General features: G+C 65.1%; 23 protein-coding genes and 3 pseudogenes. 13 read left to right on the forward strand and 13 right to left on the reverse strand.

The features are described from left to right. Positions 1-5 precede the first annotated feature (5 nt). Positions 6-1,289, reverse strand: coding sequence for a sugar transferase (locus H9L12_RS06625; protein ID WP_187541083.1), 1,284 nt, complete (start codon positions 1,287-1,289; stop codon positions 6-8). A 99-nt stretch (positions 1,290-1,388) separates the two neighbouring features. Beyond that, a pseudogene (locus H9L12_RS06630) lies at positions 1,389-2,698 on the reverse strand (UDP-glucose dehydrogenase family protein). Positions 2,699-2,855: 157 nt separating this feature from the next. Between H9L12_RS06630 and rimO the strand changes: the two are divergent. Beyond that, positions 2,856-4,202 carry a 30S ribosomal protein S12 methylthiotransferase RimO gene (gene rimO, locus H9L12_RS06635; protein WP_187541084.1) on the forward strand — a complete coding sequence of 449 codons (1,347 nt, stop codon included), beginning with the start codon at positions 2,856-2,858 and terminating at the stop codon, positions 4,200-4,202. On the opposite strand, the gene H9L12_RS13510 is transcribed toward rimO, so the two are convergent. Together H9L12_RS13510 and H9L12_RS13515 are read right to left on the reverse strand one after the other, a co-directional pair. Beyond that, positions 4,199-4,549, reverse strand: a complete 351-nt coding sequence (locus H9L12_RS13510) for a potassium channel family protein (RefSeq protein WP_246450249.1) — start codon at positions 4,547-4,549, stop codon at positions 4,199-4,201. The genes rimO and H9L12_RS13510 overlap by 4 nt on opposite strands. Positions 4,550-4,557: 8 nt before the next feature. Then, positions 4,558-5,268: a potassium channel family protein gene (locus H9L12_RS13515; RefSeq protein ID WP_246450251.1), complete on the reverse strand. Its 711-nt coding sequence runs from the start codon at positions 5,266-5,268 to the stop codon at positions 4,558-4,560. A 29-nt stretch (positions 5,269-5,297) separates the two neighbouring features. Between H9L12_RS13515 and H9L12_RS06645 the strand changes: the two genes are divergently transcribed. The 4 genes and pseudogenes from H9L12_RS06645 (at position 5,298) to H9L12_RS06660 (ending at position 8,904) form a co-directional block, all read left to right on the forward strand. Continuing rightward, positions 5,298-6,686 carry a serine hydrolase domain-containing protein gene (locus H9L12_RS06645; RefSeq protein WP_187541085.1) on the forward strand — a complete coding sequence of 463 codons (1,389 nt, stop codon included), beginning with the start codon at positions 5,298-5,300 and terminating at the stop codon, positions 6,684-6,686. Next, positions 6,683-8,079 (forward strand): annotated as a pseudogene (locus H9L12_RS06650) (leucyl aminopeptidase family protein). The gene H9L12_RS06645 and the pseudogene H9L12_RS06650 overlap by 4 nt, the downstream one beginning before the upstream one ends. 149 nt (positions 8,080-8,228) lie before the next feature. Further along, positions 8,229-8,603: a MarR family transcriptional regulator gene (locus H9L12_RS06655; protein WP_187543195.1), complete on the forward strand. Its 375-nt coding sequence runs from the start codon at positions 8,229-8,231 to the stop codon at positions 8,601-8,603. Beyond that, the gene (locus H9L12_RS06660; protein WP_187541086.1) at positions 8,569-8,904 is read left to right on the forward strand and encodes an SH3 domain-containing protein; all 336 of its coding nucleotides are present in this window, start codon (positions 8,569-8,571) and stop codon (positions 8,902-8,904) included. The genes H9L12_RS06655 and H9L12_RS06660 overlap by 35 nt, the downstream gene beginning before the upstream one ends. A 1-nt stretch (position 8,905) precedes the next feature. On the opposite strand, the gene mltG is transcribed toward H9L12_RS06660, so the two are convergent. The 3 genes from mltG to H9L12_RS06675 form a co-directional block, all read right to left on the reverse strand. Then, the gene (gene mltG, locus H9L12_RS06665) at positions 8,906-9,868 is read right to left on the reverse strand and encodes an endolytic transglycosylase MltG (RefSeq protein WP_187541087.1); all 963 of its coding nucleotides are present in this window, start codon (positions 9,866-9,868) and stop codon (positions 8,906-8,908) included. Then, complete coding sequence (gene fabF, locus H9L12_RS06670) at positions 9,865-11,124, reverse strand: beta-ketoacyl-ACP synthase II (RefSeq protein WP_187541088.1); 1,260 nt, start codon at positions 11,122-11,124, stop codon at positions 9,865-9,867. Before fabF ends, mltG begins: the two co-directional genes overlap by 4 nt. A gap of 104 nt (positions 11,125-11,228) precedes the next feature. Continuing rightward, on the reverse strand, positions 11,229-11,465 hold the full coding sequence (locus tag H9L12_RS06675; protein ID WP_187541089.1) for an acyl carrier protein: 237 nt from the start codon (positions 11,463-11,465) through the stop codon (positions 11,229-11,231). Between the two features lie 87 nt (positions 11,466-11,552). Here H9L12_RS06675 and H9L12_RS06680 point away from each other — a divergent pair, with 87 nt between their 5' ends. From H9L12_RS06680 to H9L12_RS06690, 3 genes are all read left to right on the forward strand, one after another. Continuing rightward, positions 11,553-12,026, forward strand: a complete 474-nt coding sequence (locus tag H9L12_RS06680; RefSeq protein WP_187543196.1) for a vgr related protein — start codon at positions 11,553-11,555, stop codon at positions 12,024-12,026. A gap of 80 nt (positions 12,027-12,106) precedes the next feature. Continuing rightward, on the forward strand, positions 12,107-14,674 hold the full coding sequence (locus tag H9L12_RS06685) for a TonB-dependent receptor (RefSeq protein ID WP_246450253.1): 2,568 nt from the start codon (positions 12,107-12,109) through the stop codon (positions 14,672-14,674). 4 nt (positions 14,675-14,678) lie between these two features. Further along, complete coding sequence (locus H9L12_RS06690) at positions 14,679-15,953, forward strand: FAD-dependent oxidoreductase (RefSeq protein ID WP_187541090.1); 1,275 nt, start codon at positions 14,679-14,681, stop codon at positions 15,951-15,953. 17 nt (positions 15,954-15,970) lie between these two features. Here H9L12_RS06690 and grpE read toward each other — a convergent pair whose 3' ends face one another. The 3 genes from grpE to H9L12_RS06705 are packed head-to-tail and all read right to left on the reverse strand — an operon-like array spanning position 15,971 to position 18,108. Continuing rightward, complete coding sequence (gene grpE / locus H9L12_RS06695; protein ID WP_187541091.1) at positions 15,971-16,513, reverse strand: nucleotide exchange factor GrpE; 543 nt, start codon at positions 16,511-16,513, stop codon at positions 15,971-15,973. Beyond that, on the reverse strand, positions 16,510-17,541 hold the full coding sequence (gene hrcA / locus H9L12_RS06700) for a heat-inducible transcriptional repressor HrcA (protein WP_187541092.1): 1,032 nt from the start codon (positions 17,539-17,541) through the stop codon (positions 16,510-16,512). The genes grpE and hrcA overlap by 4 nt, the downstream gene beginning before the upstream one ends. A gap of 42 nt (positions 17,542-17,583) precedes the next feature. Next, positions 17,584-18,108, reverse strand: coding sequence for a hypothetical protein (locus H9L12_RS06705; protein ID WP_187543306.1), 525 nt, complete (start codon positions 18,106-18,108; stop codon positions 17,584-17,586). A gap of 94 nt (positions 18,109-18,202) precedes the next feature. Here H9L12_RS06705 and rph point away from each other — a divergent pair. Beyond that, positions 18,203-18,888 (forward strand): annotated as a pseudogene (gene rph / locus H9L12_RS06710) (ribonuclease PH). Then, positions 18,885-19,490, forward strand: coding sequence for an RdgB/HAM1 family non-canonical purine NTP pyrophosphatase (gene rdgB / locus H9L12_RS06715; protein WP_187541093.1), 606 nt, complete (start codon positions 18,885-18,887; stop codon positions 19,488-19,490). The pseudogene rph and the gene rdgB overlap by 4 nt, the downstream one beginning before the upstream one ends. Here the strand turns inward: rdgB and H9L12_RS06720 are convergent. Beyond that, a complete protein-coding gene (locus H9L12_RS06720; RefSeq protein ID WP_246450255.1) occupies positions 19,470-20,048 on the reverse strand; it encodes a CAP domain-containing protein in 579 nt (192 codons plus the stop codon). The genes rdgB and H9L12_RS06720 overlap by 21 nt on opposite strands. 67 nt (positions 20,049-20,115) lie before the next feature. On the opposite strand from H9L12_RS06720, the gene hemW reads away from it, so the two are divergent. Continuing rightward, entirely contained in the window at positions 20,116-21,255 is a 1,140-nt protein-coding gene (gene hemW, locus H9L12_RS06725; RefSeq protein ID WP_246450257.1) for a radical SAM family heme chaperone HemW, read from the forward strand. Here the strand turns inward: hemW and H9L12_RS06730 are convergent. Together H9L12_RS06730 and H9L12_RS13520 are read right to left on the reverse strand one after the other, a co-directional pair. Further along, positions 21,252-22,073 carry a penicillin-binding protein activator gene (locus H9L12_RS06730; RefSeq protein ID WP_246450259.1) on the reverse strand — a complete coding sequence of 274 codons (822 nt, stop codon included), beginning with the start codon at positions 22,071-22,073 and terminating at the stop codon, positions 21,252-21,254. The genes hemW and H9L12_RS06730 overlap by 4 nt on opposite strands. Beyond that, on the reverse strand, positions 22,052-22,402 hold the full coding sequence (locus tag H9L12_RS13520) for a hypothetical protein (protein WP_246450260.1): 351 nt from the start codon (positions 22,400-22,402) through the stop codon (positions 22,052-22,054). The genes H9L12_RS06730 and H9L12_RS13520 overlap by 22 nt, the downstream gene beginning before the upstream one ends. Here H9L12_RS13520 and rsmI point away from each other — a divergent pair. Further along, on the forward strand, positions 22,401-23,258 hold the full coding sequence (gene rsmI, locus H9L12_RS06735) for a 16S rRNA (cytidine(1402)-2'-O)-methyltransferase (RefSeq protein WP_246450261.1): 858 nt from the start codon (positions 22,401-22,403) through the stop codon (positions 23,256-23,258). The two genes, H9L12_RS13520 and rsmI, sit on opposite strands and share 2 nt — an antisense overlap. After that, complete coding sequence (locus tag H9L12_RS06740; protein WP_187543199.1) at positions 23,255-23,605, forward strand: YraN family protein; 351 nt, start codon at positions 23,255-23,257, stop codon at positions 23,603-23,605. The genes rsmI and H9L12_RS06740 overlap by 4 nt, the downstream gene beginning before the upstream one ends. Positions 23,606-23,628 lie beyond the last annotated feature (23 nt).

Below are 23,628 nucleotides of genomic sequence, written 5' to 3' on the forward strand. Positions count from 1 at the left end.
GCGGGCTAGCGAGCGCCGAAGCCGTTGAGCATCGTCCGGATCGTCTTGAAGACGATGAGCACGTCGAGCCACGGTGAAAAATATTTGATGTAGAAGAAGTCGAACTGCAGCTTTTCGATCGTCTGGTCCCGGCCGGCAACGTGCCCCTGATTGACCTGCGCCCAACCGGAGATGCCCGGCTTCACGACGAACCGATAGCGGTAGAAGGGAATCTCGACGTAGACGTTCGAAAGAAGCGCGGCCTCGGGACGCGGACCAATCCAGCTCATCTGGCCAATCAGGATGTTGATGATCTGCGGCAGCTCATCGATTCTCGAGGTTCGCAGCCATTTCCCGATCCTCGTGATGCGGGGATCGTCCTGCAGGGTCATCGCGGCCTCGACCGTCGATTCCGCCTTCTCCCCCTGCCACTGCATGGTGCGAAACTTGTAGACGGTGATCGGCTTTCCGCCCCTGCCCACGCGCTGCTGCAGGAATAGCACCGGCCCCTTGCTATCCAACCTGATGAGCAGCGCGACCACCAGCATCAATGGCGCCACTACTGGAAGCATCGCCACGGCGAACAGCCAGTCGCCAATGCTCTTGATGTGCGTGTAGATGCGCATCGGCACCAGGCTGCCGAAGCTGTTCTCCGACAGGTGCTCGACATCGACCCGTCCGGTCAGCGATTCGGACAACTGCTTAACTTGGAAGACCACCCGCCCCTCGATGGCTGCATCGGCAAGGAAAGCCTCCCACTCGTCGGGCAGGTCCGCGGCGAAATCGGCTACAATGGCATCGCAGCCGGCGGCTTCGTCCATGTCCGGGCCGCGCATCTCGTACCAATCGACGCTTCGGATTTCGCGAAGCATCCCGAACTGACCGATCGGCACGACCGCGATCCGCTGGCGAAGCCGGCGTTGCACGGTGATGTACAAGCCGTACGCCCAGACAAGGTGGACCACATAGCCCGTCACCATCGCCACACGGTCGTAGGGCAGTCTGGCCATCAGCATGACGATGAGGACCGACAGATGCGCGAAGGTGATCGCCGGAAGAAGCACCGCGCCGGCGCGTGTACCCGGATAGGGCTGCAGGCTGATCCGCATCCACACCGCCAGGATGACCGCGACGGCGTTGGCGATCAGCGACGCATAGGTGGAGGGTTCATTGACGCCGACCTGGAGCAGCGAGAAGCGTAGGCCTAGCGGAACCAGCGGGACGAGGATCAGCGCCCCCGCCGCGGCGAAGCGGATACGGGTAAACAGCGATCGCTGGGTGCGGTTTGCCGGAAGCGGGTTGTGAAGCATCGGCCTTACACCGACCGCTCGATGTTATGGGCGCTCAAGCCTCGTTCCACCACTCACCCCACGCGTCCGAGCCCGCCAGGATCTTCCGAAACGGACCGATCAGGGGCGGCCGCGACCGATCCCGCGATAGGATAGTCCGGCTCGTTCGGCTTCTACGCGGTCGTAGATATTGCGCAAGTCGATCAACAATTTGCCGCGCATCGTCTTGGCGATCGCCGCTAGGTCCAGCGCCCGGAATTGGTCCCATTCGGTGGCGATGACGATGGCGTCTGCACCTTCCGCAACCGCTTCCGCCGTCTCGGCGTAGGCGATCGCCGGAAGAAGCGGCTCGGCCTGCTCACGGCCGACCGGGTCGAAGGCAATCACGTCGGCACCGCCATCGACGAGGCCTTTCACGAGCGGGATCGCCGGGGAATCGCGCATGTCGTCGGTGTTGGGCTTGAATGTCAGGCCAAGCACGCCGACTCGCTTGCCCGCCAGGCTGCCGCCCAGCGCCTCGGCAACGCGCCCCGCCATCGCTTCCTTGCGGCGGTCGTTGACCTCGACCACGGTCGAAATGATCCGCTGCTCGACGCCGACATCTTCGGCCGTGTGCAGCAGCGCCAGCGTGTCCTTGGGGAAGCAACTGCCGCCGTAGCCGGGGCCGGGATGCAGGAACTTCGGCCCGATGCGATTGTCGAGACCGATCCCCGCGATAGGTCCTGCACGTCGGCGCCGACCGCTTCGCACAGGTCAGCCATCTCGTTGATGAAGCTGATCTTCATCGCCAGGAAGCCGTTGGCGGCGTATTTGGTCAACTCGGCTGTCCGCCGTGACGTCGTCAGGATCGGCGCCTGATTGAGGAACAGCGGGCGGTAGATTTCCTTGAGCACGGTCTCGGCGCGCTCGTCCTCGACCCCGATGATGATCCGATCGGGGATCTTGAAGTCGCGGATGGCGGCGCCTTCGCGGAGGAATTCCGGATTGGACGCGACCGAACAGCCCTCCGGGGCGCCGTGTTCCTTCAGGAGCCTCTCGACCTCGTCACCCGTCCCTACCGGCACGGTCGACTTGGTGATCACTACCGCGGGCGCCTTGAGGGCTCCGGCTAGCTCCTTGACCGCGGCGTAGACGAAGCTGAGGTCGGCATGGCCGTCACCGCGCCGCGACGGCGTTCCGACCGCCAGGAAGACGGCTTCCGCGCCTTCGACGCCTTCCGCGAGGTTGGTGGTGAAGCTCAGGCGCCCGCGCTTCGCATTGGCGTTGACCAGCGTGTCGAGGCCCGGCTCCCAGATCGGCAAGCGGCCTTCCTTAAGGCCGGCGATCTTCTTCTCATCCTTGTCGATACACACGACCTGGTGGCCAAAGTCGGCGAAGCAGGCGCCGGAAACAAGACCGACATAGCCGGTACCAATCATCGCGATACGCATCAGGTCTGGGTCCGTTCAAACGCCAAGGAAAGTCGCTGCCCAATAATCGGTGGGGGTCGGCAGCGCCACCCCTTCGCAAGCCGGTCAGCACGTCGTGGCACAAGCGATTGTCATGCCTCGCTTTCGCCGCAGAATTCGGATAAGGGGCCCGCCTCCCATGGCTACTACCCTTCCCTCCCCGCCGCGCGTCGGCATGGTTTCGCTCGGCTGTCCCAAGGCGCTGGTCGACAGCGAACGCATCCTCACCAAGCTTCGCGCCGACGGCTACGAGATGTCGCCCGACTATGCCGGCGCCGACGTCGTGCTCGTCAACACCTGCGGCTTTCTCGATTCCGCGAAGGAAGAAAGCCTCGAAGCGATCGGGGAGGCAATTGCCGAGAACGGCCGCGTCGTCGTCACCGGCTGTATGGGCAAGGAGGCCGACGTCATCCGCGCCCGCTTCCCGGACGTGCTGGCCATCACCGGACCCCAGCAATATGAGGACGTGGTCGCCGCGGTCCACGAGGCCGCTCCACCAGTGCCCAACGCCTACCTTGACTTGGTACCGGAAGCGGGCCTCAAGCTGACGCCGCGCCACTACAGCTATCTGAAGATTTCAGAGGGCTGCAACCACCGCTGCGCCTTCTGCATCATCCCGTCGATCCGCGGCGACCTGGCCAGCCGGCGCCCCGACGCAATCCTCCGCGAGGCCGAAAAGCTGGTTGCGGCGGGAACCAGGGAACTGCTGGTCATCAGCCAGGACACCAGCGCCTACGGCCTCGACCTCAGGCACGCCTCCTACCCGCTCAAGAACGGCGGCGAAGTGCGCGCGCACATGACCGACCTGGCCCGCGAGCTTGGCCGGCTGCGCACCCCGGAGGGCGAACAGCCGTGGGTTCGACTGCACTATGTGTACCCCTATCCGCATGTGGACAGCGTCATCCCGCTGATGGCCGAGGGGCTGGTCCTTCCCTACCTGGACATCCCGTTCCAGCACGCCAGTCCGCGCGTCCTGAAGGCGATGCGTCGACCGGCCAATGAAGCGAGAGTGCTCGAACGGCTTCGCAACTGGCGCGCCGAAGTGCCTGATATCGCCATCCGTTCATCTTTCGTCGTGGGCTTTCCCGGGGAGACCGAGGAAGATTTCCAGTACCTGCTCGACTGGCTGACCGAAGCGCAGCTCGACCGCGTCGGTGCGTTCCGTTTCGAGCCGGTCGAGGGTGCCGCCGCGAACAACCTGCCCGATCCGGTGCCGGAGGAGGTTAAGGAAGAGCGCTATGCCCGGATCATGGAACTGACGGCACGGATCAGTACGGACAAGCTGGCGGCCAAGGTCGGCAAGACGGTCGACGTGCTGATCGACGCGGTCGACGGCGAAGGCGCGACCGGCCGAAGCAAGGCCGATGCGCCGGAGATCGATGGCGAGGTCCACCTGCGCGATGCAGGACATCTCAAGCCCGGCGATTTCGCCCGCGTGCTGGTCGAGGACAGCGACGAGCACGACCTTTACGGGGTCGCCGTCTAGAGGTTGGCGGCGGCCTTCGGGAGGGTCGGCACGACTTCGATAATGAGGTCGCCCGCCTTGAGCTCGGCGGCCTCGCGATCCCACGGGGAAAAATGCAGCGTGCCGCGATGGATGCGCACGCCCTGCCCGTCGCAGACGTCCTGAAGCGACCGTCCGACCTCGTGCGGCGCGACCAGGCGCTCGCGGATGGAAACGTCGCCCTCCGTGGTGACAAGGTCGGCAATGTAGTCGGCCACGTGCGTCCCTTCGCTTGACCGCGCAAGCAAAAGTCCGGCGAAGCTTACCGGATTGACGACGACATCGGCGCCCGCCTGCCGCGCGAGGCTTTCATTGTCGGCAGCGCGCACCGTGACCGCTATCCGAAGCTTCGGGCCAGGTGGCGAGCCGTTAGAACGATCAGGATCGATGAGTCGTCCCGCCCGGAACTAACGACCATCGACGCCGCGCGCTCGATGTGGACGGCCGCCAGGATTTCATCCCTGCTGGCGTCGCCGCGGATCGTCGCCGCGCCCGCGGCGCGTGCCGCCTGGATCGCTTCTTCCTCGCAATCGATGACCACGACATTCTTGATGTCGGCGCCGCTCGCGACCAATTCTTCAAGCGCCTTGCGGCCGCTGTGGCCGAATCCTGCAAGCACGATGTGGCCGCGCAAGCCCCGCTGGATATTCTTCATTCGCAATTTCTCCCAGCCCCGCTTGAACAGGAAATCGAACGCCGTCCCCAGGAAGATGAGCCACAGGAAAACCCGGATCGGCGTGATCAGGAAGGCATCGACCAGCCGCGCCCGATCGGTGACCGGCACGATGTCGCCATAGCCGACCGTCGTCACGGTAATCATCGTGAAGTACAGGATGTCGCTGAAAGACAGATGGCCGTCGATATTATCGCGCAGGCCGTCCCGATCGAGCCACAGCAACGCAAACGCGAGGAAAATCAGCCCGAATGCGAAGGCCACGCGAATCCACAGCCCGCGCCATTCGCTGCTATGGGCCCGGCGCGTCAGCGGCGGCAGGTCAACGCGCTTCAACACCGGCGGGTGATGGCACAGCGGCGCCGCGCTTGCCAAGGCGGCGACGGTGGCTAGTCTCCCTGTCCATGCATAAGCCCCTGCTAGCGCTGACCGCGCTCTTCGCCGCCGCACCGCTCCAGGCCCAGCCGATCACGGCCGCCGAACAGGCGCAGATCGACAAGGTCGTGAGCGATACGCTCGATCACTATTCGGTCCCGTCGGCATCGATCGCCATCGTTCGCGACGGCAAGATCGTGCTGGCCAAGGCCTACGGCAAGGCGTCGGAGACCATTCCGGTGGCGCGCCCCGACCTGCCCTACCAGATTGCGTCGAACAGCAAGCAGTTCACCGCGATGGCGATGTTGCTGCTGGAGGATGACGGCAAGCTCGACCTCGATGACAAGGTCGCCAAATATGTCCCCGGAATCAGCGGCGCCGACCGGATCACGCTTCGCCAACTGCTCGATCACACCTCCGGCCTCCAGGATTATTGGCCGCAGGATTTCAGCTTCCCCGACATGGCGCGGCCGACAACGCCCCAAGGCATCGTCGACAAGTGGGCCAAGAAGCCGCTCGACTTCCAGCCGGGCGACCAGTGGCAATATTCGAACACCGCCTATGTCGTTGCCGGCATGGTCATTGAGAAAGTGTCGGGCGAACCGCTCTTCGCCTTCCTCAAGCGCCGGATTTTCACGCCGCTCGGGATGACCAGCGTCGAGGATATGGACAGGACGAACGGGCCGCGGTTCCCGCAAGGATATGGTCGCAATGCGCTCGGCCCCGTCCGGCCCGTGACCCCGCCAGCGCCCGGCTGGCTCTACGCCGCCGGCGAACTGTCGATGAGCGCGACCGACCTCGCCAAGTGGAATATCGCCCGGATCAATCGCGCCGTCCTTCCGCGTGACGATTGGGAAGAGCAGGAGGTGACCACAAAGCTCAACAGCGGGAAGGACAGCGGCTACGGGCTCGGAGTCTTCGTCCGTGACAGCAACGGACGCCGCATCGTCAGCCACGGCGGTGAATCGGTCGGATTCCTGTCGGCCAGTAACGTTTACCCGAACGAGCGCGCCTCGATCGTCGTCCTGACCAACAGTTGGTCGGGCGCGGCCTATGGCGCGATCGCGCGCCAGCTGTCGCAGATCGTCCTGCCCAAGGCGCAGGCGGCACAAGGCGCAGCGCTGACCCGTGCACGAACGGTCTACGACCAGCTTCGGCGAGGAACGCTCGACCGACAGCTCCTGACGGCCAACGCCAACTACTACTTCACCCCCCAGGTCCAGGCCGACTTCCGCACCAGCCTTGGACCGCTTGGAGAGCCGACTGCCTTCGAAGCGGATGGCAACGAGGTCCTGCGTGGCGGCTTCGTGATCCAAAGCTATGCGATCAAGTATCCGGGGCGAACGCTGTCCCTTTCGACGTTCCGGGAGCCCGGCGAGAACGGCCGGATCGAGCAATTCCTGGTGTCGCCCGAATGACCGATCTTGCGACGCTGCTGAAGCCTGACCGCGGCGAGCCCGCGCACACCATCCACCTGGTCGACAAGGACAGCGCAGCCGACTGGATGAAGCACCAGTCCGCGCCGCGTCGCGCCTTGCTGGAGGCGGCACGATTCGACGGCAAGACCGGATACCAGTTCGTCATCCTTCCCGGCGCATCCCATGAGCGGTTCGACGTCGTCAGCGCGGTCGCGAACCGCACGGAATTGTCGCCGTGGTGCCTCGCCAAGCTGGCCGAAGCGTTGCCCGAAGGCACGTATCGGCTTGCGGAAGGCGAGCCAGGCCCCGCCGCCCTCGGCTGGTTGTTGGCCCAGCACCGGTTCGACGAATACAAGTCAAAGCCCAAGCCCGTCGCCGGCCCGCGCGTCCTGCTGAGCCCCGCTGCAGCCGCGATCGAGCCAACGATCCGGCAGGCGGAAGCGACCGCGATGGTCCGCGACTTGGTCGACACGCCCGCCGCCGACCTCGGGCCCGCCGAGTTGGAGGCAGCCGCCCGCGCGCTCGGCGAGGAAATGGGGGCCCGGGTCGATGTCACCCACGGCGATGCCATCACCCGCGACTATCCGATGATTGCCGCCGTCGGTGCCGGAGCCGCGCCGGGCCGCACCCCCCGGCTCATCGAACTTCACTGGGGCAAGGACAACGCGCCACGGGTCGCCGTCATCGGCAAGGGCGTGTGCTTCGACAGCGGCGGCCTCAATATCAAGTCTGCGGGCGGTATGCGCCTGATGAAGAAGGACATGGGCGGTGCGGCGCATGCGCTGGCCCTCGCCCGACTGATTATCGGCGCCCGGCTCCCCGTCCGGCTGCACGTGCTGGTGCCGGCGGTCGAGAATAGCGTGTCCGCAACGTCTTTCCGCCGGGTGACGTTATCGACAGCCGTCTGGGCCTCAAGGTCGAGATCGACAACACCGATGCCGAGGGCCGGCTTGTCTTGGGCGACGCGCTGGCCAAGGCTGGGGAATCCGGTCCGGCGGTGATCATCGACTTCGCAACGCTGACCGGCGCCGCGCGCGTTGCCCTTGGGCCCGATCTTCCAGCGATGTTCGCCAATGACGAAGACCTCGCCGCCGATCTTACCGCGGCCTCCCAGTCCGTCAGTGACCCGATCTGGCGGATGCCGTTATGGGATCCCTATGCCGAAATGCTGAAGTCGGACCTCGCCGATTTGGTCAATTCGGCCGACTCACCGATGGCGGGCGCCGTCACCGCGGCGCTGTTCCTGAAGCGGTTCGTGCCGGAGGACGCGGCGTGGGCGCATTTCGATACCTTCGCCTGGCGATCCGCCGCGAAGCCGGGTCGCCCGAAGGGCGGCGACGCGCTCGGCCTGCGCGCCACCTTTGCCATGCTGGAAGCGCGTTTCGGAAGGTAACCTCGCGCTCAACTGCCGCCGAATAGGCCGAAATTTTCGATGAAATTCATTGTCTTTACGCAACCAAAGGTGCGCGTGACGGGTTTCTTCTTTCAAACGCGACGAAAGAGGATTTCCGGTCAATGGGCGACACTTCGCTGACAGGATGGATGCGCGCCTTGATCGGCTATGTTCGGTCCGGTGAGCCCGACCTGACCAATCGACAGATGGCCCTCCTGATGCTCGTTTATCTTACTCCGGGACCCCATACGGTCCGTGGCCTCGCCGCGCTGCTGGGCGTGTCGAAGCCGGTCGTCACTCGCGCCTTGAATACCTTGGGCAGCCTCGGCTATCTGCGCCGCGAACGAGATCAGGACGACCGTCGTAACGTGTTCGTCGTCCGCACCAACGACGGGAAAAGCTTCCTTGACGGTTTCCAGCGCTATCTTCGGGCTGACGTGTCCGTCCCAGCCGCCGCGCAAGGCGGAGACGGGGCACGAACGACCGCTAGTGCCGCCCGCGAGCCCGCCTTCGCCCAAGGTTGAGGGATTTGCCCTCTCAGGCGTCTCGAACCTGCCCGACCCACTGACGCACGCGTATCGCAAGGACCTCGCCGACGCCGCCCTGGCCGGCCGGGTCATCGCCTCGCATTACGCCGAGCCGCTCAACCGCCGCTTGGTGAAGGATGCAGTGCTGTGGCTGGCCGACGACGAGACTTCGGAGCAGATCGACACCCTTCCAGCCGGAAGCCATCTTCGGATGCTCGATTGCAGCCGGGGTTGGGCCTGGGGCTATGCGCCCGACGGCCGGGTGGGATACGTCCGCGCCGAGGCGATCGGCTGCTAGCCTACATCTCGCCGCGAGCTCGGCGGATGGCATACCATTTCTGCACGTTTGCGTTGTGCTCGGCGAGGGTGTCGGCGAAGACATGGCCGCCGGTCCCATCGGCGACGAAATAGAGCGCCTTGGTGGGTGCGGGATTGAGGACCGCAGCGATGCTGTCCTTGCCCGGGTTGGCAATCGGACCGGCGGGAAGGCCGGGTTCCCGATAGGTGTTGTAGCCGGTGATCGCGTTCAGTTCTGACCGCTTGATCCGCCGGCCAAGCGGCTTCCCCTTGGTGATCGGATAGATGACGGTGGGGTCGGCATCGAGCTTCATGCCAATCTTCAGCCGGTTGCAGTAAACACCGGCAACCTGTCGCCGCTCGGAGGCCTTGCCAGTCTCCTTTTCGACAATCGACGCCAGGGTCAGTGCCTGTTGCGGGGTGGCGACGGGACAGTCGCCCTTTCGCGCCGCCCACAGCGAGGCCAGCGTCTTGTCCATCGCATCGGTCATGCGCTTGGCGACGGCAGCGCGGCTCTCCCCCGCTTGCCAGTCGTAGCTATTTGGAAGGACGCTTCCTTCCGCCGGCAACGGCGCCGCGCCGGTCAACTCCTTCACCGCCGCCAGCTTTTCCTGCACCAGGATCGACGGCATGCCTTCCGGGATGGTGATCAGCCGGGTCGCCGGCCGGCCGTGCTGCAATATGTCGAGGATGCCCGCTGCGCTTGTCCCGGGGGGAATTTCGAACTCGCCGGCCTGGACCGGGTCGGATGACCCCAACAGCCTGGCCATCGCCCGGAACGTCGTCTCGTTGCCCGGAATCAGGCCGGCCTGGTCGAGCTGCCTTGCGACCGAGGAGAGCGTGGCACCTTCCTTGATCGCAATCCGCTGAGCGCCGGACTTCGGCCCGGCGCTGAACCAGAACAGGAAGATGACCGCCAGCGCCGCGACCAGGGCGACGATGACGAGGCCGATGAGTTTCCTCACACGGCCTTCATGACGAGCGAAGCGTTGGTGCCGCCGAAACCGAAGCTGTTGTTCAACACGGCACGCACTTCGCGATTCTTCGCCTTGTGCGGGACAAGATCGACGCCGGCCGTGCCTTCGCTCGGATTGTCGAGATTGAGCGTGGGCGGCACGATCTGGTCGCGGATGGCGAGGATGCAGAAGATGCTTTCGACCGCGCCCGCGCCGCCAAGCAGGTGACCGATGGCCGACTTAGTCGAGCTCATCGACACGTTGGCGATGGCGTTGCCGAACAGTTTGCGGACCGCGCCGAGCTCCAGCTCGTCACCCAGCGGCGTCGAAGTGCCGTGGGCGTTGATATAATCGATGTCGGACGGTTGCAGCCCCGATTTCTTGAGCGCCATCTGCATCGAGCGGAACGCGCCCGACCCCTCTGGATGCGGGGCGGTGACGTGATAGGCATCGCCCGACAGACCGTAGCCGACGACCTCGCAATAGATTTTCGCGCCGCGCGCCTTGGCGTGCTCATATTCCTCAAGGACGACGACGCCGGCGCCCTCGCCCATCACGAACCCGTCGCGATCCTTGTCGTAGGGGCGCGAAGCCTTTTCCGGCTGGTCGTTGAAGTTGGTCGACAGCGCCCGCGCCTGCGCGAACCCAGCGATGCCGATCGGGCAGATGGTCGCTTCCGCACCGCCGGCCAGCATGATGTCGGCATCGTCGTCCCGGATCATCCGCGCCGCGTCGCCGATCGAGTGGGCGCCGGTGGAGCAGGCGGTCACGACCGCATGGTTCGGGCCCATCAGGCCGTACTTGATGCTGACCTGGCCGCTGATCAGGTTGATGAGGCGGCCATGCACGAAATGCGGACTGACCCGGCCCGGCCCCTTTTCGGCCAGCACCAGCGATTCGCTCTCGATCCCCGGAAGGCCGCCGATGCCCGAACCGATCGACACCCCGGCGCGAAGCCGCGTCGCTTCGTCCATGTCGGTCAGGCCCGCGTCCTCGATGGCCTGGCCGGCGGCGTCGATGCCGTAGACGATGAACGGGTCGACCTGGCGCTGGACCTTGTGGTCGACGCGCTTGTTCGGGTCGAAACCATATTCATGATCGGCCGGCTTTACTTCGCATGCGATGTGACATTTCTGGTCACTGGCATCGAAACGGCTGATCTTGCCCGCGCCCGATTTGGCGGCGAGGATGTTCGCCCACGTCGTCTCGACGTCACCGCCAAGGGGCGTCACCAGTCCCAGTCCTGTCACGACTACGCGCCGCATATCATTCTCCACAAAGCACAACAGGCTCAGACCCGTGCGGGCTGAGCCTGTCGAAACACCGTGCTGTCTTCAAGCCCAGCAAGAAGCCAAACGGATGGCGGGCGTCAGCCCTTGTTGCTGTCGATGTAGCTGATCGCGTCCTTGACGGTCGTGATCTTCTCGGCGGCGTCGTCCGGGATTTCGACCCCGAATTCTTCCTCGAACGCCATCACCAGCTCGACGATGTCGAGGCTGTCGGCACCGAGATCGTCGATGAAGCTCGCTTCCTCCGTCACCTTCTCGGCGTCGACGCCAAGATGTTCGACAACGATCTTCTTCACCCGATCGGCGGTTTCGCTCATGTGGATTTCCTCCGTTTGATTTTGCGCTGCCGTAGCGACCGACGGGGCACTGGGCAAGCATCGTCTGCGCCCCTAACAATCGGCGCGATGAAAGGTGCCAGACCACTAACGGACGGCGAGATCGCCCTCGCCAGGACCATGTTCGGGGACGCAATCGACTATTCTTTGGTGAAGCTGGTCCGGCGCAAATGGTGGCCGTTTCAGCCGCGCGGGATCGTGATGGCCCCGACTGGCAACATCCATTTCCACCCCAACAGCCCCAACTGGTCGGAAGATTTCAGTAAGGCTTCGCTCCCCCTGCAAGGCCTGTTCATGCATGAAATGACGCACGTCTGGCAGACCCAGAAACGTGGGCGCTACTACCTGCCACTGATGCGCCATCCCTTCTGCCGCTATTCCTACACACTGAAGGAAGGGCAGCCCTTCGACCGTTACGGCCTGGAGCAGCAGGCAGAGCTGGTCCGCCATCGATTTCTAGCGGATCGCGGCATGGCGCTCGCCGTAGCCCCCGACGTTTCCCTCCTGCCCTTCGCAACTGTTACGGTTAAGCAACAGGCTTAACGAGAAAGGCACACCCCCCTTCCCGACGTCCCCTGTTTGATTCATTCTCCCCCACGGGCATGAAAAGCAGGGGAACGCTCATGACAATCCGTCGCATCCACCACGCCGCGTTGTTGGCGAGTGCCGCCACTTTCATCATCGCCACGCCGGCCTGGGCGCAGACCGCCGAGGAACAGCAGGCGCAGGCGTCCAACGAAATCTCGGACGAGCCGGAAACGGTGATCGTGACGGCGACAAAGCGCGCGTCGACCGTGCAGGACGTCCCCTTCTCGATCAATGCGCAGACGCAGGAAGACATCCAGCGCGCCAATGCCCTTTCGATTGAGGACATCAGCCGCAATGTCGCCGGCCTTGCCGTTCAGAACCTCGGCCCGGGCCAAAGCCAGGTGTCGATCCGCGGCGTTTCCGCTGGCCAGATCGTCCGCGACCAGCCTGGCGTCAAGGAACAGGTTGGCGTTTACCTCGACGAAAGCGTCATCTCGCTGTCTCTGTTCACTCCGGATATCGATCTTTACGACCTGAACCGCGTCGAGACGCTTCGTGGGCCACAGGGAACGCTGTTCGGTTCGGGCAGCGTTGGCGGTACGTTGCGCTACATCACCAACCAGCCGCGGCTGGACCGAATCGAGGGTTCGGTCGAAGCCAACGTCAACTCGGTCGAAGAAGATGACATCGGGTATCATCTGAAAGGCGCCATCAACCTTCCCGTCAGCGATACGGTCGCCATTCGGGCGGTCGGCTACGGCACCAAGTTCGCCGGCTTCGTCGACAGCGTCGGGCCTTACAGCCGAAAGAATGTCAATGACGGCAGCCGGGTCGGCGGACGCCTTTCGGTGCTGTTCGACCCGGGAACCGGCGTGAAGCTGACTCCTCGCGTGGTTTACCAGAAGGTCAAGGCGAACGGCTTCAACCGTCAGGAATTCTTCAATCTCTATGCCAACCCGCTGACGACTACTCGACCCGCTTATACGTTCGGCGAGCGAGAGCAGTATTTGCTGGTCGGAGAGCGATTTGTCGATGAGACCCTACTGACCGACGTCACCGCCAGCATCGAGGTCGGCGACAGTGCCGAGATCACTTCGGTGACCAGCTATATCAATCGCGACCTTCTAGTAAGTCGTGACGCATCCGCACTAACGGGTTCGATCTCGGACGATTTTGGCTTCGATGACTTGACGGTCCTGCTCCCGTCAAATCTCGTTGACACAACCGACCTGCGCCAATTCTCGCAAGAGTTAAGGGTCGCTTCTACCAACGCTAGCCCGTTCCAATGGCTAATTGGCGTATTCTATTCGAGCGTTGATCGCGATTATTCGCAAACACTGCCTACCCCGGGATATGCTGACCGGACCGGAGGGCCAGCCGGAGGCAGCTCGAATCCCGACTCTCCGTACAACAGCTACCTTGCCTATGACATCAGCCAAGCCGCCATTTTCGGCGAGGCAAGTTATGACTTTGGCGACGTGAAGGCGACACTGGGCGGCCGCTACTATGACTTTGCCGAAGATCGGACGCTGTTCAACGAAGGCCTTTTTGTCGGACCGGCAAATAGCTTGAAACAGAAGACGAAATCGGACGGGTTCAGCCCCCGTGCGATCCTGACTTATGAGCCAAGTAACAACCTCAGCTTCAATGTGCAGGCCGCAAAGGGCTTCCGTCTCGGCGGATCGAACGACCCGCTGAACCTTCCGCTCTGCGATAACGGCGAACCCAATGGTCCAGATGCGCAATTGTTCGGCCCTTTCAGCGGCGCATATCGCGACGAAACGCTCTGGAACTACGAAGCAGGGTTCAAATATTCGCGTCGCGGCGTGACATTCAACGCAGCCGCCTTCTACACCAAGATCAAGGATTTGCAGGTTACGCTTGACGCAGGCACTTGCTCGTCGCGACTGGTCTTCAACGTCGACAAGGCCCACACAAAGGGCGTCGAGGCTGAATTCTCCATCAGGCCGGTCAGTGGGCTGGAATTCTCTTTCTCGGGGAGTCTGGTGGAATCGGAATTCGACTCGACCCTGCCGGGCGCACTCGCCGTCAGCACTGGTATTCGTGACGGGAATCGCTTGCCGTCAGTCCCGAAGTATCAGTTTGCCGCAGCCGCAAACTATGGCCAACGTTTCGGCGGGATGGACGCGGAATGGTACGTGAATGGTAGTTTCCAGCGTGTCGGCAATCGGTACACTCAGCCGGCCGACCAGGAAAACAATCCGCGCCTCTTCGTCTATGGGAACGACTTCGGCGGAATTCCCGACGACGTCGGCACGCTGGTGGACCTCAAGCTCCCAGCCTACAGCCTGACCAACCTCAGCGCCGGGGTGAAATGGGACAACGGCTTGGAGATTTCGGCCTACGTCAACAACCTGTTCGACAAGAACCCGCTGCTGTCGTTCGATCGTGAACGCGGTGGCCGGGCCCGTCTTGGCTACAACATCGGCACGCCGCGGACGATCGGCCTGACGATCCGCAAGTCGTTCAGCAGCCTGCGAGCCCAACCGGTCGAGGTTGCCCCTCCGCCTCCGCCGCCCCCGCCGCAGGATGTGCCGGCATCACAGACCTGCGCCGACGGGTCGGTGATCCTGGCGACGGACGTGTGCCCGGCACCGCCCCCGCCGCCGGCCCCACCGCCCGCCGGCGAGCGCGGCCTGTAATCGGATGACCGTGGGAAGCGGCACACCCGACATTGCGTCGCTTCCCAACCTGACACGCCGCTCGCTCCTTGCCGGAGCGGGCGGCGTTTCTCTTGCGCCGGGCGTCCTGCGTGCCGCGCCGGCCGGGTCGAAAACGCACGTTGCGGTGATCGGCGCCGGCGTGTTCGGCGCGTGGACCGCTTATCACCTGCACCGGGCCGGACACCGGGTCACGCTGGTCGACATGGCCGGACCGGCAAACAACCGGGCAAGTTCCGGCGGCGAGTCGCGAATGACCCGCGCCGCCTATGGCAAGGATGCGATCTACACGCGCATGGCGGTCGACAGCCTGCCGCAATGGAAAGCCTTGTCGGCAGCATCCGGCCTGCCGATCTTCCACCCGTCGGGCGTCTTGTTCTTCTTCGATAGTGACCAGGCCTACATCCACGACAGCATCGCCGCCCACCGCGCCCTCCGACTGCCGACCGAATATCTCGATCCCAGGGCGATGGCTCGTCGCTTCCCGATGATCGATTTCGCCGGCGTACACGGCGGCCTGTTTGAGCCGGGGTTCGGTGCGCTGATGGCGCGGCGGTCGGTAGAAACGCTGGTCAAGCGCTTCGTGGACGGCGGCGGCACTTATCGGTTGGGCAAGGCGCGCCCGAGGGCGCGCTCGGGCAAGTTGAAGTCCGTCTCGCTGAGCGACGGCACCGATCTGCAGGCCGACGCCTATGTCTTCGCCCTTGGCCCGTGGCTCCCGAAGATTTTTCCCGACGTCGTCGGCCCCCGCATCCAGCCGACGCGGCAGGAAGTCTTCTTTTTCGCTCCGCCGGTTGCCGATCGGCGTTTCCAGCCGGGAATCATGCCGGGCTGGGCCGACTTCAACGGCGGCGACGTCTTCTATGGCTTCCCGGATCTTGAAGGCCGCGGGGTCAAGTTCGCCCACGACGCCCACGGCGTCGAGATCGACCCCGACACCCAGTCACGCGACTACACCAAGGCAGCGCTGGCGGAGATAATATCCTTCCGCGACCGCCGCTTCCCGCTGCTGCGCGGCGCACCGCTGATCGAAAGCCGCGTCTGCCAGTATGAGAACAGCGGCAACGGCGACTTCCTGATCGACCGTCACCCGGCCATGCCCAACGTCGTCCTTGTCGGTGGCGGCAGCGGGCACGGGTTCAAGCATGGGCCCGAAGTCGGGCGCCTGGCCGCCGCGCTCACGTCGTCAGGCAAGCGACAGTCCGAGCCGCGATTCAGCCTCGCCACCAAGGCCGCAGTCCACAAACGCGAGGTTATCTGACGAGCCCCCGTTGAGGGTCAGCCCGCGCGCGCAACGCCGACGAGCGACGGCCGCAACAGCCGGTCCTTGAGCATGTATCCGGCCTGCATTTCCTCGATGACTGTACCCGGTTCTTTGTCGCTCGGGATTTCGACCATCGCCTGGTGCTTGTGCGGATCGAGCGGCAGTCCCTTGGCGGCGATGCGCTCGATCCCGTTGCGGACGAACACCGCATCAAGCTCGCGCAACGTCGCCTCGATGCCCTCCACGAAGCTCTTGAGGTCACCGTCACGCGCGTCCTCCGGTACATGGCTCAGCGCGCGGTCGAGATGGTCGCGGACACTGAGCATGTCCCGAGCGAAGCCGGTCGAGGCATAGGCTGCGGCCTGCTGCTTCTCGGCCTCCAGCCGGCGGCGGACATTCTGCGTCTCCGCGGCGGCGTAAAGAGCCTTCGACCGTGCCTCCTCCAGCTCCTTCTGGAGCGCGGCGAACTGGTCGTGCTCGGCCAGTTCCGGCGCGGCGTCGGCCGTTTCCTTGCGAATTTCCTCGGCTTCGTCGTGAAGGTTTTCGTTCTCGTTCATTGCATCCGTCTCGTTAGCGCCTGCGCGGTGAAATCCACCATGGGGACCACGCGGGCATAGTTCAACCGAGTGGGGCCGATGACCCCGACAACGCCGACCACCTGCCCTTCGCTCCCGCGATAGGGCGCGGCGATGACGCTGGATCCCGAAAGCGCGAACATCCGGTTCTCGCTGCCGATGAATATACGGCACCCCTCGCCCGCTCTGGCGCCTTCCAGCAGGCGGGCAATTTCCTTGGCGTCTTCCAGCTCCTCGAGCAACTGGCGGACGCGTTCCAGATTCTCCGCCGCGGCCTGGTCGATCAGGTTGGCGGCGCCCTTGACGATCAACACCGGGCGCTGGTCGAGGTCCTCGCTCCACGCGGCAAGGCCGGTGGCGACCAGTTCGGCGGCGGCGACGTCGATGGCTTCCCGCCGCGATGTAATCTCGGACCGGAGGCGCGCTACCGCCTCGCTCAGGGTCAGGCCGCTAAGGCGGGCGCTGATGTAATTGCCGATCTCGACCAGTTGGAGTGCGCTGGTTCCGGCAGGAAGGTCGACGACGCGGTTCTCGACGTTGCCGTCGGTGCCCACCAGGACCGCCAAGGCACGTCCGGAATCGAGCGGAACGAATGACAGCTGGCGCAGCCGCAACTCGGCCTTCGGGGCCAGTACGACACCGGCGCAGGCCGACAACCCGGACAGCGTCGCGCTCGCCGCGGCCAGTGCTTCCTCAATCGGGCGGTCACGAAGTCCCGCCTCGATCGCCGCCCGCTCGCGCGCAGCGGGGATGGATGCTTGCATGATGCCGTCGACGAACAGGCGTAGTCCGCTTTCGGTCGGCACCCGACCGGCCGAAGTGTGCGGATGGGTCAACAGGCCACGCTCTTCCAGCGTCTGCATCACACCGCGAATCGAGGCTGGGGACAGGCTGACGCTTCCGGCCAGCGCCTTCGACCCGACCGGCTGTCCGCGGTCGAGGTAGGCCTCGACCACCAGCCGAAAAACGTCGCGCATGCGGTTGGAAAGATCGCCGATCGGCTCGCTCATGGCGCGCATGTAGGGAGTGCGCCACGGAACCTCAACGCGTGGTTACAGTGCGCCGCGATCGACCGGCCGCCGCTCGACGACGGCCGTCGCCCTGGCGGCGTCATCGACGATCCGATCGACCTTGGAGACCGCCGACGAAAGCTCGGCATCGCGCCCCTCGGTGCAATTCGCGTTCCATGGCAGCTTGGCCGGTGTTCCGGCGATGACCCACTCCAGGTCGCCATAGGGTCCGTCCGTCATCCGCCTCCTGCAGTCTTCGGGCTCGGCCAGCTTGGCCTTCACCGCGTCGATCGCGACCGTCAGGGACTGGCGCTGGCCCGGCGTGAGGACGATGCGCCGGACGAGCAATTCCTGCTTCGCGCGGTCGCCGAACGGTTCGGGATTCTGGACGTGTTCGACCCGGCCGTCCGCATCCATCGTCCACTGATGGAGAAGCCGACCCCAGCTTTTCATCGAGAAGGAGGCCGTGTCGACCACCGCCGGCATCGGGGTCGATTGCATCATCTCGGCGGCACAGCCCGACAAGGCGAACGCCGCCACCACCGCCATCATCCGCATACTCGCCACGCCCGGTTGCTTGTCCCTGTCCGTCACCATATGGCGCTGCCCAACCAGTGACGAGAGGAAATTCCATGCGCCCCAGCGGCCGCGCCCCGACCAGATGCGCGAATTGACGTTCGAGCCCGGCTTTACCAAGCATGCCGAAGGGTCCTGCCTGGTCAGCTTCGGTGAGACCCGCGTTCTGGTCACCGCCTCGGTCGAGGACAAGGTCCCGCCATTCCTTCGCGGCAAGGGCCAGGGATGGGTCACCGCCGAATATGGGATGCTGCCCGCGCCACCCATACCCGCGGGAACCGCGAGGCGGCGAAGGGCAAGCAGTCCGGCCGTACCCAGGAAATCCAGCGGCTGATCGGCCGGTCCCTGCGCGCCGTTGTCGACCTCAAGAAACTCGGCGAGCGCCAGATCGTCGTCGACTGCGACGTTATCCAGGCAGACGGCGGCACCCGCACTGCGTCGATTTCGGGCGCGTGGGTCGCGCTACGCATCGCTATCGACAAGCTGATCGCATCGGGTGCGCTGACCGAGGACCCGATCACAACCCAGGTCGCGGCGGTGTCGTGCGGTATTCACGAGGGAACGCCCGTCCTCGATCTCGATTATATCGAGGACAGCAACGCCCATTCGGACGGAAACTTCGTCCTTACCGGCGATGGCGCGATCGTGGAGGCGCAATTGACGGCCGAGGGCGCGACGTTCGACGAGGAAGGCCTGCTGCGATTGCTCCGCCTGGCCAAGATCGGCTGCACGGCCATTTTCACCGCGCAACTCAAGGCGACCGGACGATGAAATCGATCGGGCCGAAGCTTGTCATCGCCACGCATAACGCGGGCAAACTGCGTGAGATCAGTGAGCTTCTGGCCCCCTATGGGATCGAATGCGTCGGGGCGGAAGAACTCGACCTGCCCGAACCCGAGGAAACCGGCATCACCTTCGTCGACAATGCCGAATTGAAGGCCCGCCAGGCAGCCGACCTCAGCGGCCTCCCTGCACTCGCCGACGACAGCGGCCTGAGCGTCGACGCGCTGCACGGCGCGCCGGGTATCTATTCCGCCCGATGGGCCGAGGATGAGGCCGGCAGCCGCGATTTCGGCCGTGCGATGGAGCGAGTGTGGCAGGGCATCGAGGATGCCGGGGAAGACGCGGGCCATGACGCCCATTTCGTCTGCGCCCTGTCACTGGCCTGGCCCGACGGCGCGATCGAGACGTTCGAGGGCAAGGTGTTCGGAGCGCTGGTTTGGCCGCCGCGCGGCGACCGCGGCTTCGGCTACGACCCGATGTTCGTCGCGGCCGGCATGGACCGTACGTTCGGAGAGATCGATCCGGCCGAGAAGCACCGCATCAGCCACCGGGCCGATGCGTTCGCCAAGCTAACGGCCGCGCTCGCCTAGGCTCCGCCCCGGCGCCAGCGTGATGCCGTCCTTGTTGCCGGTCGGCGCATAGCGGCACACGAAATAGTCGTAGCGTGCGTTGGACGCGAGACCGCAGCCGACCTCGGTGGTCGTCGGCCATACGATCTGGGTGTAGTGGCTGACGTCGAGCCACTGGCCGGTCCTGCTGACGTTCGGAAAGGCGCCCCCGCGAAAGTGGCGGCGCTCGTCGACCATCGTCGAAATCATCACGTCGTAGGCGAAGACGCCGCGCGGCCCGCGCCACAGGTTTTCGCCCATCAGCTTGCGCCGGCCGGGGGTCGAATCGTGGCGATAGACATTGGTCGCCGCCATGCGCCGGGCATATGTCTCGGCCGCGTCGGCGAGACGCTGGTTCCATGCCAGCGGCGCAACGCCGAATTCCCGTCGGGCGTCGTTGTGAACGCTCAGCGCGGCGCGGCGAAGCTCACGGTCCGCGCGCGGTGCCGGTCCCGGCCAATTCGGGCTCGGCATCGGCGACGCGGCCACGACCGCGCCCGACAGACCGACCAGCAAAAGCCCCAATCCCCGTGCCCTCATCGCGCTGCTTTGCCATCGCCGCGCTTAACGAATGCTTTCGCGCCGCGCGCCTGATAGAGGGCGACACGTGTCCGACCCCTCCACGCTCGCCCTTTACGTTCACTGGCCCTTCTGTGTCAGCAAATGTCCCTACTGCGACTTCAACAGCCATGTCCGCAGTTCGGTCGACCAGGCGGAATGGCGCGACGCGCTTCTTCGCGACCTCGCCCATGAGGCGGAGGTTTTGCCCGGACGCCGGCTGACCAGCGTCTTCTTCGGCGGAGGAACGCCCTCGCTGATGGAGCCGGCGACGGTCGCGGCGCTGATCGAAGCGGCGTCGCGTCACTGGTCGGCGGACGATCAAATCGAAATCACGCTGGAGGCCAACCCCAACAGTGCCGAAGCCGCCCGCTTCGCCGACCTCGCGTCGGCGGGCGTCAACCGCATCAGCCTCGGGCTCCAGAGTTTCGACGATGCAAAACTGGCCTTCCTCGGGCGGGCCCACAGCGCGATCGAAGGCCAACGCGCCCTTGCGGCCGCGCAGTCCGCTGTGGATCGCGTCAGCTTCGACCTGATCTACGCCCTGCCCGGCGATACGATGGAGGGTTGGTCGCGCGACCTCGACCGGGCGCTGTCGCTCGGCACCGAGCATCTCTCGCTTTACCAGTTGACGATCGAACCCGGAACACGCTTCGCGACCGACGTGGCTAGGAAGAACTTCGAGCCGCTTGACGCCGATCGCTCCGCCGACCTGTTCGAGCTGACCCAGGAGCGCAGCGCGGCTGCCGGACGTCCGGCCTACGAGATTTCCAACCATGCGAAGCCCGGTGCCGAAAGCCGCCATAACCTCGCCTACTGGCGGTACCAAGACTATGCCGGCGTTGGACCTGGCGCGCACGGCCGGCGACGCGGGATGCGTACGGTACGCCACAAAAAGCCCGAGAACTTCATCGCCGCGGTCGGTCGCAACGGTCACGGGCTGGCCGAGGAAGAGGAACTGAGCCGTACCGAGGCGGCGCAGGAGGCATTGGTCATGGGCCTTCGACTTGCCGAAGGGATCGATCCCGGTGCGCTAAGGGGCCGACTGGAGGTCGACGAACTGGTCGATCAGGCAGGGATCGACCGGATGATCCAGCTTGGCCTGATGTGGCGCCAGGAGAACCGTGTCGGGACCACCGCTGAAGGCCGCCTGCTGCTCGATTCGATCCTGGCGGAAGTCGCCCCCTAAAAGCCGGATCCCGCGCGGTCGACGACCGTCGTTCCGGTTGCGGTCACCTGGCGCACTTCCAGTTGGCGTTCCGCAATGCCGTCGTTGCCGAAGCGGAAATTCCCGTCGACGCCGGCAAACCCCTCACGATCGATCAAGATCCGCGTCGGGAAGGGCCGGCCCATCGGCCAGCCCCGCGCACCGCGGACGGCCAGCAGGACCGCGTCGTAGCCAAGGCTGGCGAGCCGGTAGGGCGACTTGCCGTAGCGAGCGCGATAGCGGGTCGTCAGTTGCGCGAACCGGGCATCGGGGGCTGCCGCATACCATGCGCCCCGGAGCGCCGCCGTCCGGCCCAGCGCCTTGTCGCTGGCCCACAATTCGGTGCCCATGAACTTGGCCGCCTGGGGCAAGGAGGGTGCGGCCAATGCTGCCATCCGTCCGCTGTCGGCGATCAGGATGGCATCGACCGGTCCTTTCATCTTGACCCGCAACGCGGCTGTCCGCGCCGAAGCGGCCGATCGTTCGAATGTCTCGATGGTGATCATTCGCCCGCCAGAACGGCGCACCGATTCCAGGACCGACTGGCTGGCGCGGGTGCCGTAGAGCCCGGTCGGAACCAGCGCGGCGAAGCGGGTTGATCCCTTGCTTCGTGCCAGGCGCACGACCCGGTCGATCGATTGGTCGGGCGTGAAGCCCATGATGAAGGTACCGCGCCCGGCAACACTTTCGTCGTTGGAAAAGGCGATGACCGGTATGCCGGCCTGGCGGGCGACCGGCGATGCGGCGCGGACATCAGTGGCCAGCAGCGGACCGAGGATCAGCGTGGCGCCGTCACGCAACGCCTGACGCGTCGCGCCGGCTGCACCGCCCGGCCCGCGCTGTCGTAGCTGTTGAGCCGGATCGACTTTTCCCCGGTATCGGCGAGCGCAAGATTGGCGGCATTGGCGATCGACTGGCCAATCGGCGCATCGCCGCCGCTAAGTGGCACGATCACCGCGACCAGGTGGCGGTTGGCCGCTATCGGACCCGGCGTGACCGGTCCTGGACCAGGCCCGGGAGGCAGGGGGCCCGGACCGGTCTGGCAACCCGCCAGCAGCAGCGTGCCCGTCCCCGCCATCGCCAACAGAAAGCGACGGCGCGCTTGCCCGGGGGTCGTCGAAGATGCCATGTCTCTCGCCTTCATGAATGATCCGCCCCTCACTCCCGGCCTCTATATTGTCGCGACCCCGATCGGCAATCTCGGCGACCTCACGCAACGCGCCGCGACCACGCTTTGCAGGGCCGACCGCATCCTTGCAGAAGACAAGAGGGTGACGGCCAAGCTGCTCAAGCACATCGGCGCAACGGCGCCGATGACCGCGTATCACGATCACAGCGACGAACAGCTTCGTGACAAGATTGTTTCCGAGCTGGCGACGAAAGCGGTCGCGCTGGTCAGCGACGCGGGAACGCCGCTGATTTCGGATCCGGGCTACAAGCTGGTGCGCGCCGCCCGCGATGCCGGCGCCAACATCGTCACCGTCCCCGGTCCGTGCGCGGCAATCGCGGCGCTGACCGTGGCCGCCCTGCCGACGGACCGCTTCCTGTTCGCGGGTTTCCTGCCCTCGAAAAGCGGCGCCCGGGCCAGCGCCATTGGTGAACTTGCGAGCGTGCGGGCAAGCCTCGTTTTTTACGAAGCCGGTCCGCGTCTGCACGAGGCGCTGGTCGCACTGGCCGCGGGCCTTGGCGAGCGCGACGCGGCAGTGGTTCGCGAAATCACCAAGCTGCACGAAGATGCGGTCACGGGGACGCTGGCCGAACTCGCCGAGAAATATTCGGCTGCGGCGCCAAGAGGTGAAATCGTTATCGTCGTCGGCCCGCCGGCGGAACGTGCCGAGACTAGCGACGACGATCTCGACCAGGCGCTTGACGAAGCGCTGGAGTCGATGTCGGCTTCCCGCGCAGCGGCGGCGGTTGCCGAGGCGCTCGATATTCCGCGCAAGCGGGCCTACGCCCGCGCGCTGGAGCGGAGCGCAAGCCGCTGAGCCGCGCACAAGCCGAACGCCGGGGGCGGCGCGCGGAAACGATCGCGGCGTGGTGGCTAAGGCTTCAGGGCTGGCGCATTCTCGCGCAGCGCGCCCGCGTTCCAGGCGGCGAGGTCGACCTGGTCGCCCGGCGCGGCCGCACCGTCGCCTTCATCGAGGTCAAGCAACGCGCCACCGGCGACAGCGCCGCGCTGGCGCTCGACCAGCATCGCCTGCGCCGCGTCGCGGTGGCGGCGGAGCGTTTGGCGCCTCGTTTTCAGCGCCCCGGCGACGACATCCGCATCGACGCAATCTTCGTCATCCCGCGACGCCTTCCCCGTCACCTGCCCAACGTCTGGCTAGGGTGACAAAGTTCGCGCGGTCGCTTAGG

The sequence above is a fragment of the Sphingomonas rhizophila genome, from assembly GCF_014396585.1.
Lineage (GTDB): Bacteria > Pseudomonadota > Alphaproteobacteria > Sphingomonadales > Sphingomonadaceae > Sphingomicrobium > Sphingomicrobium rhizophilum.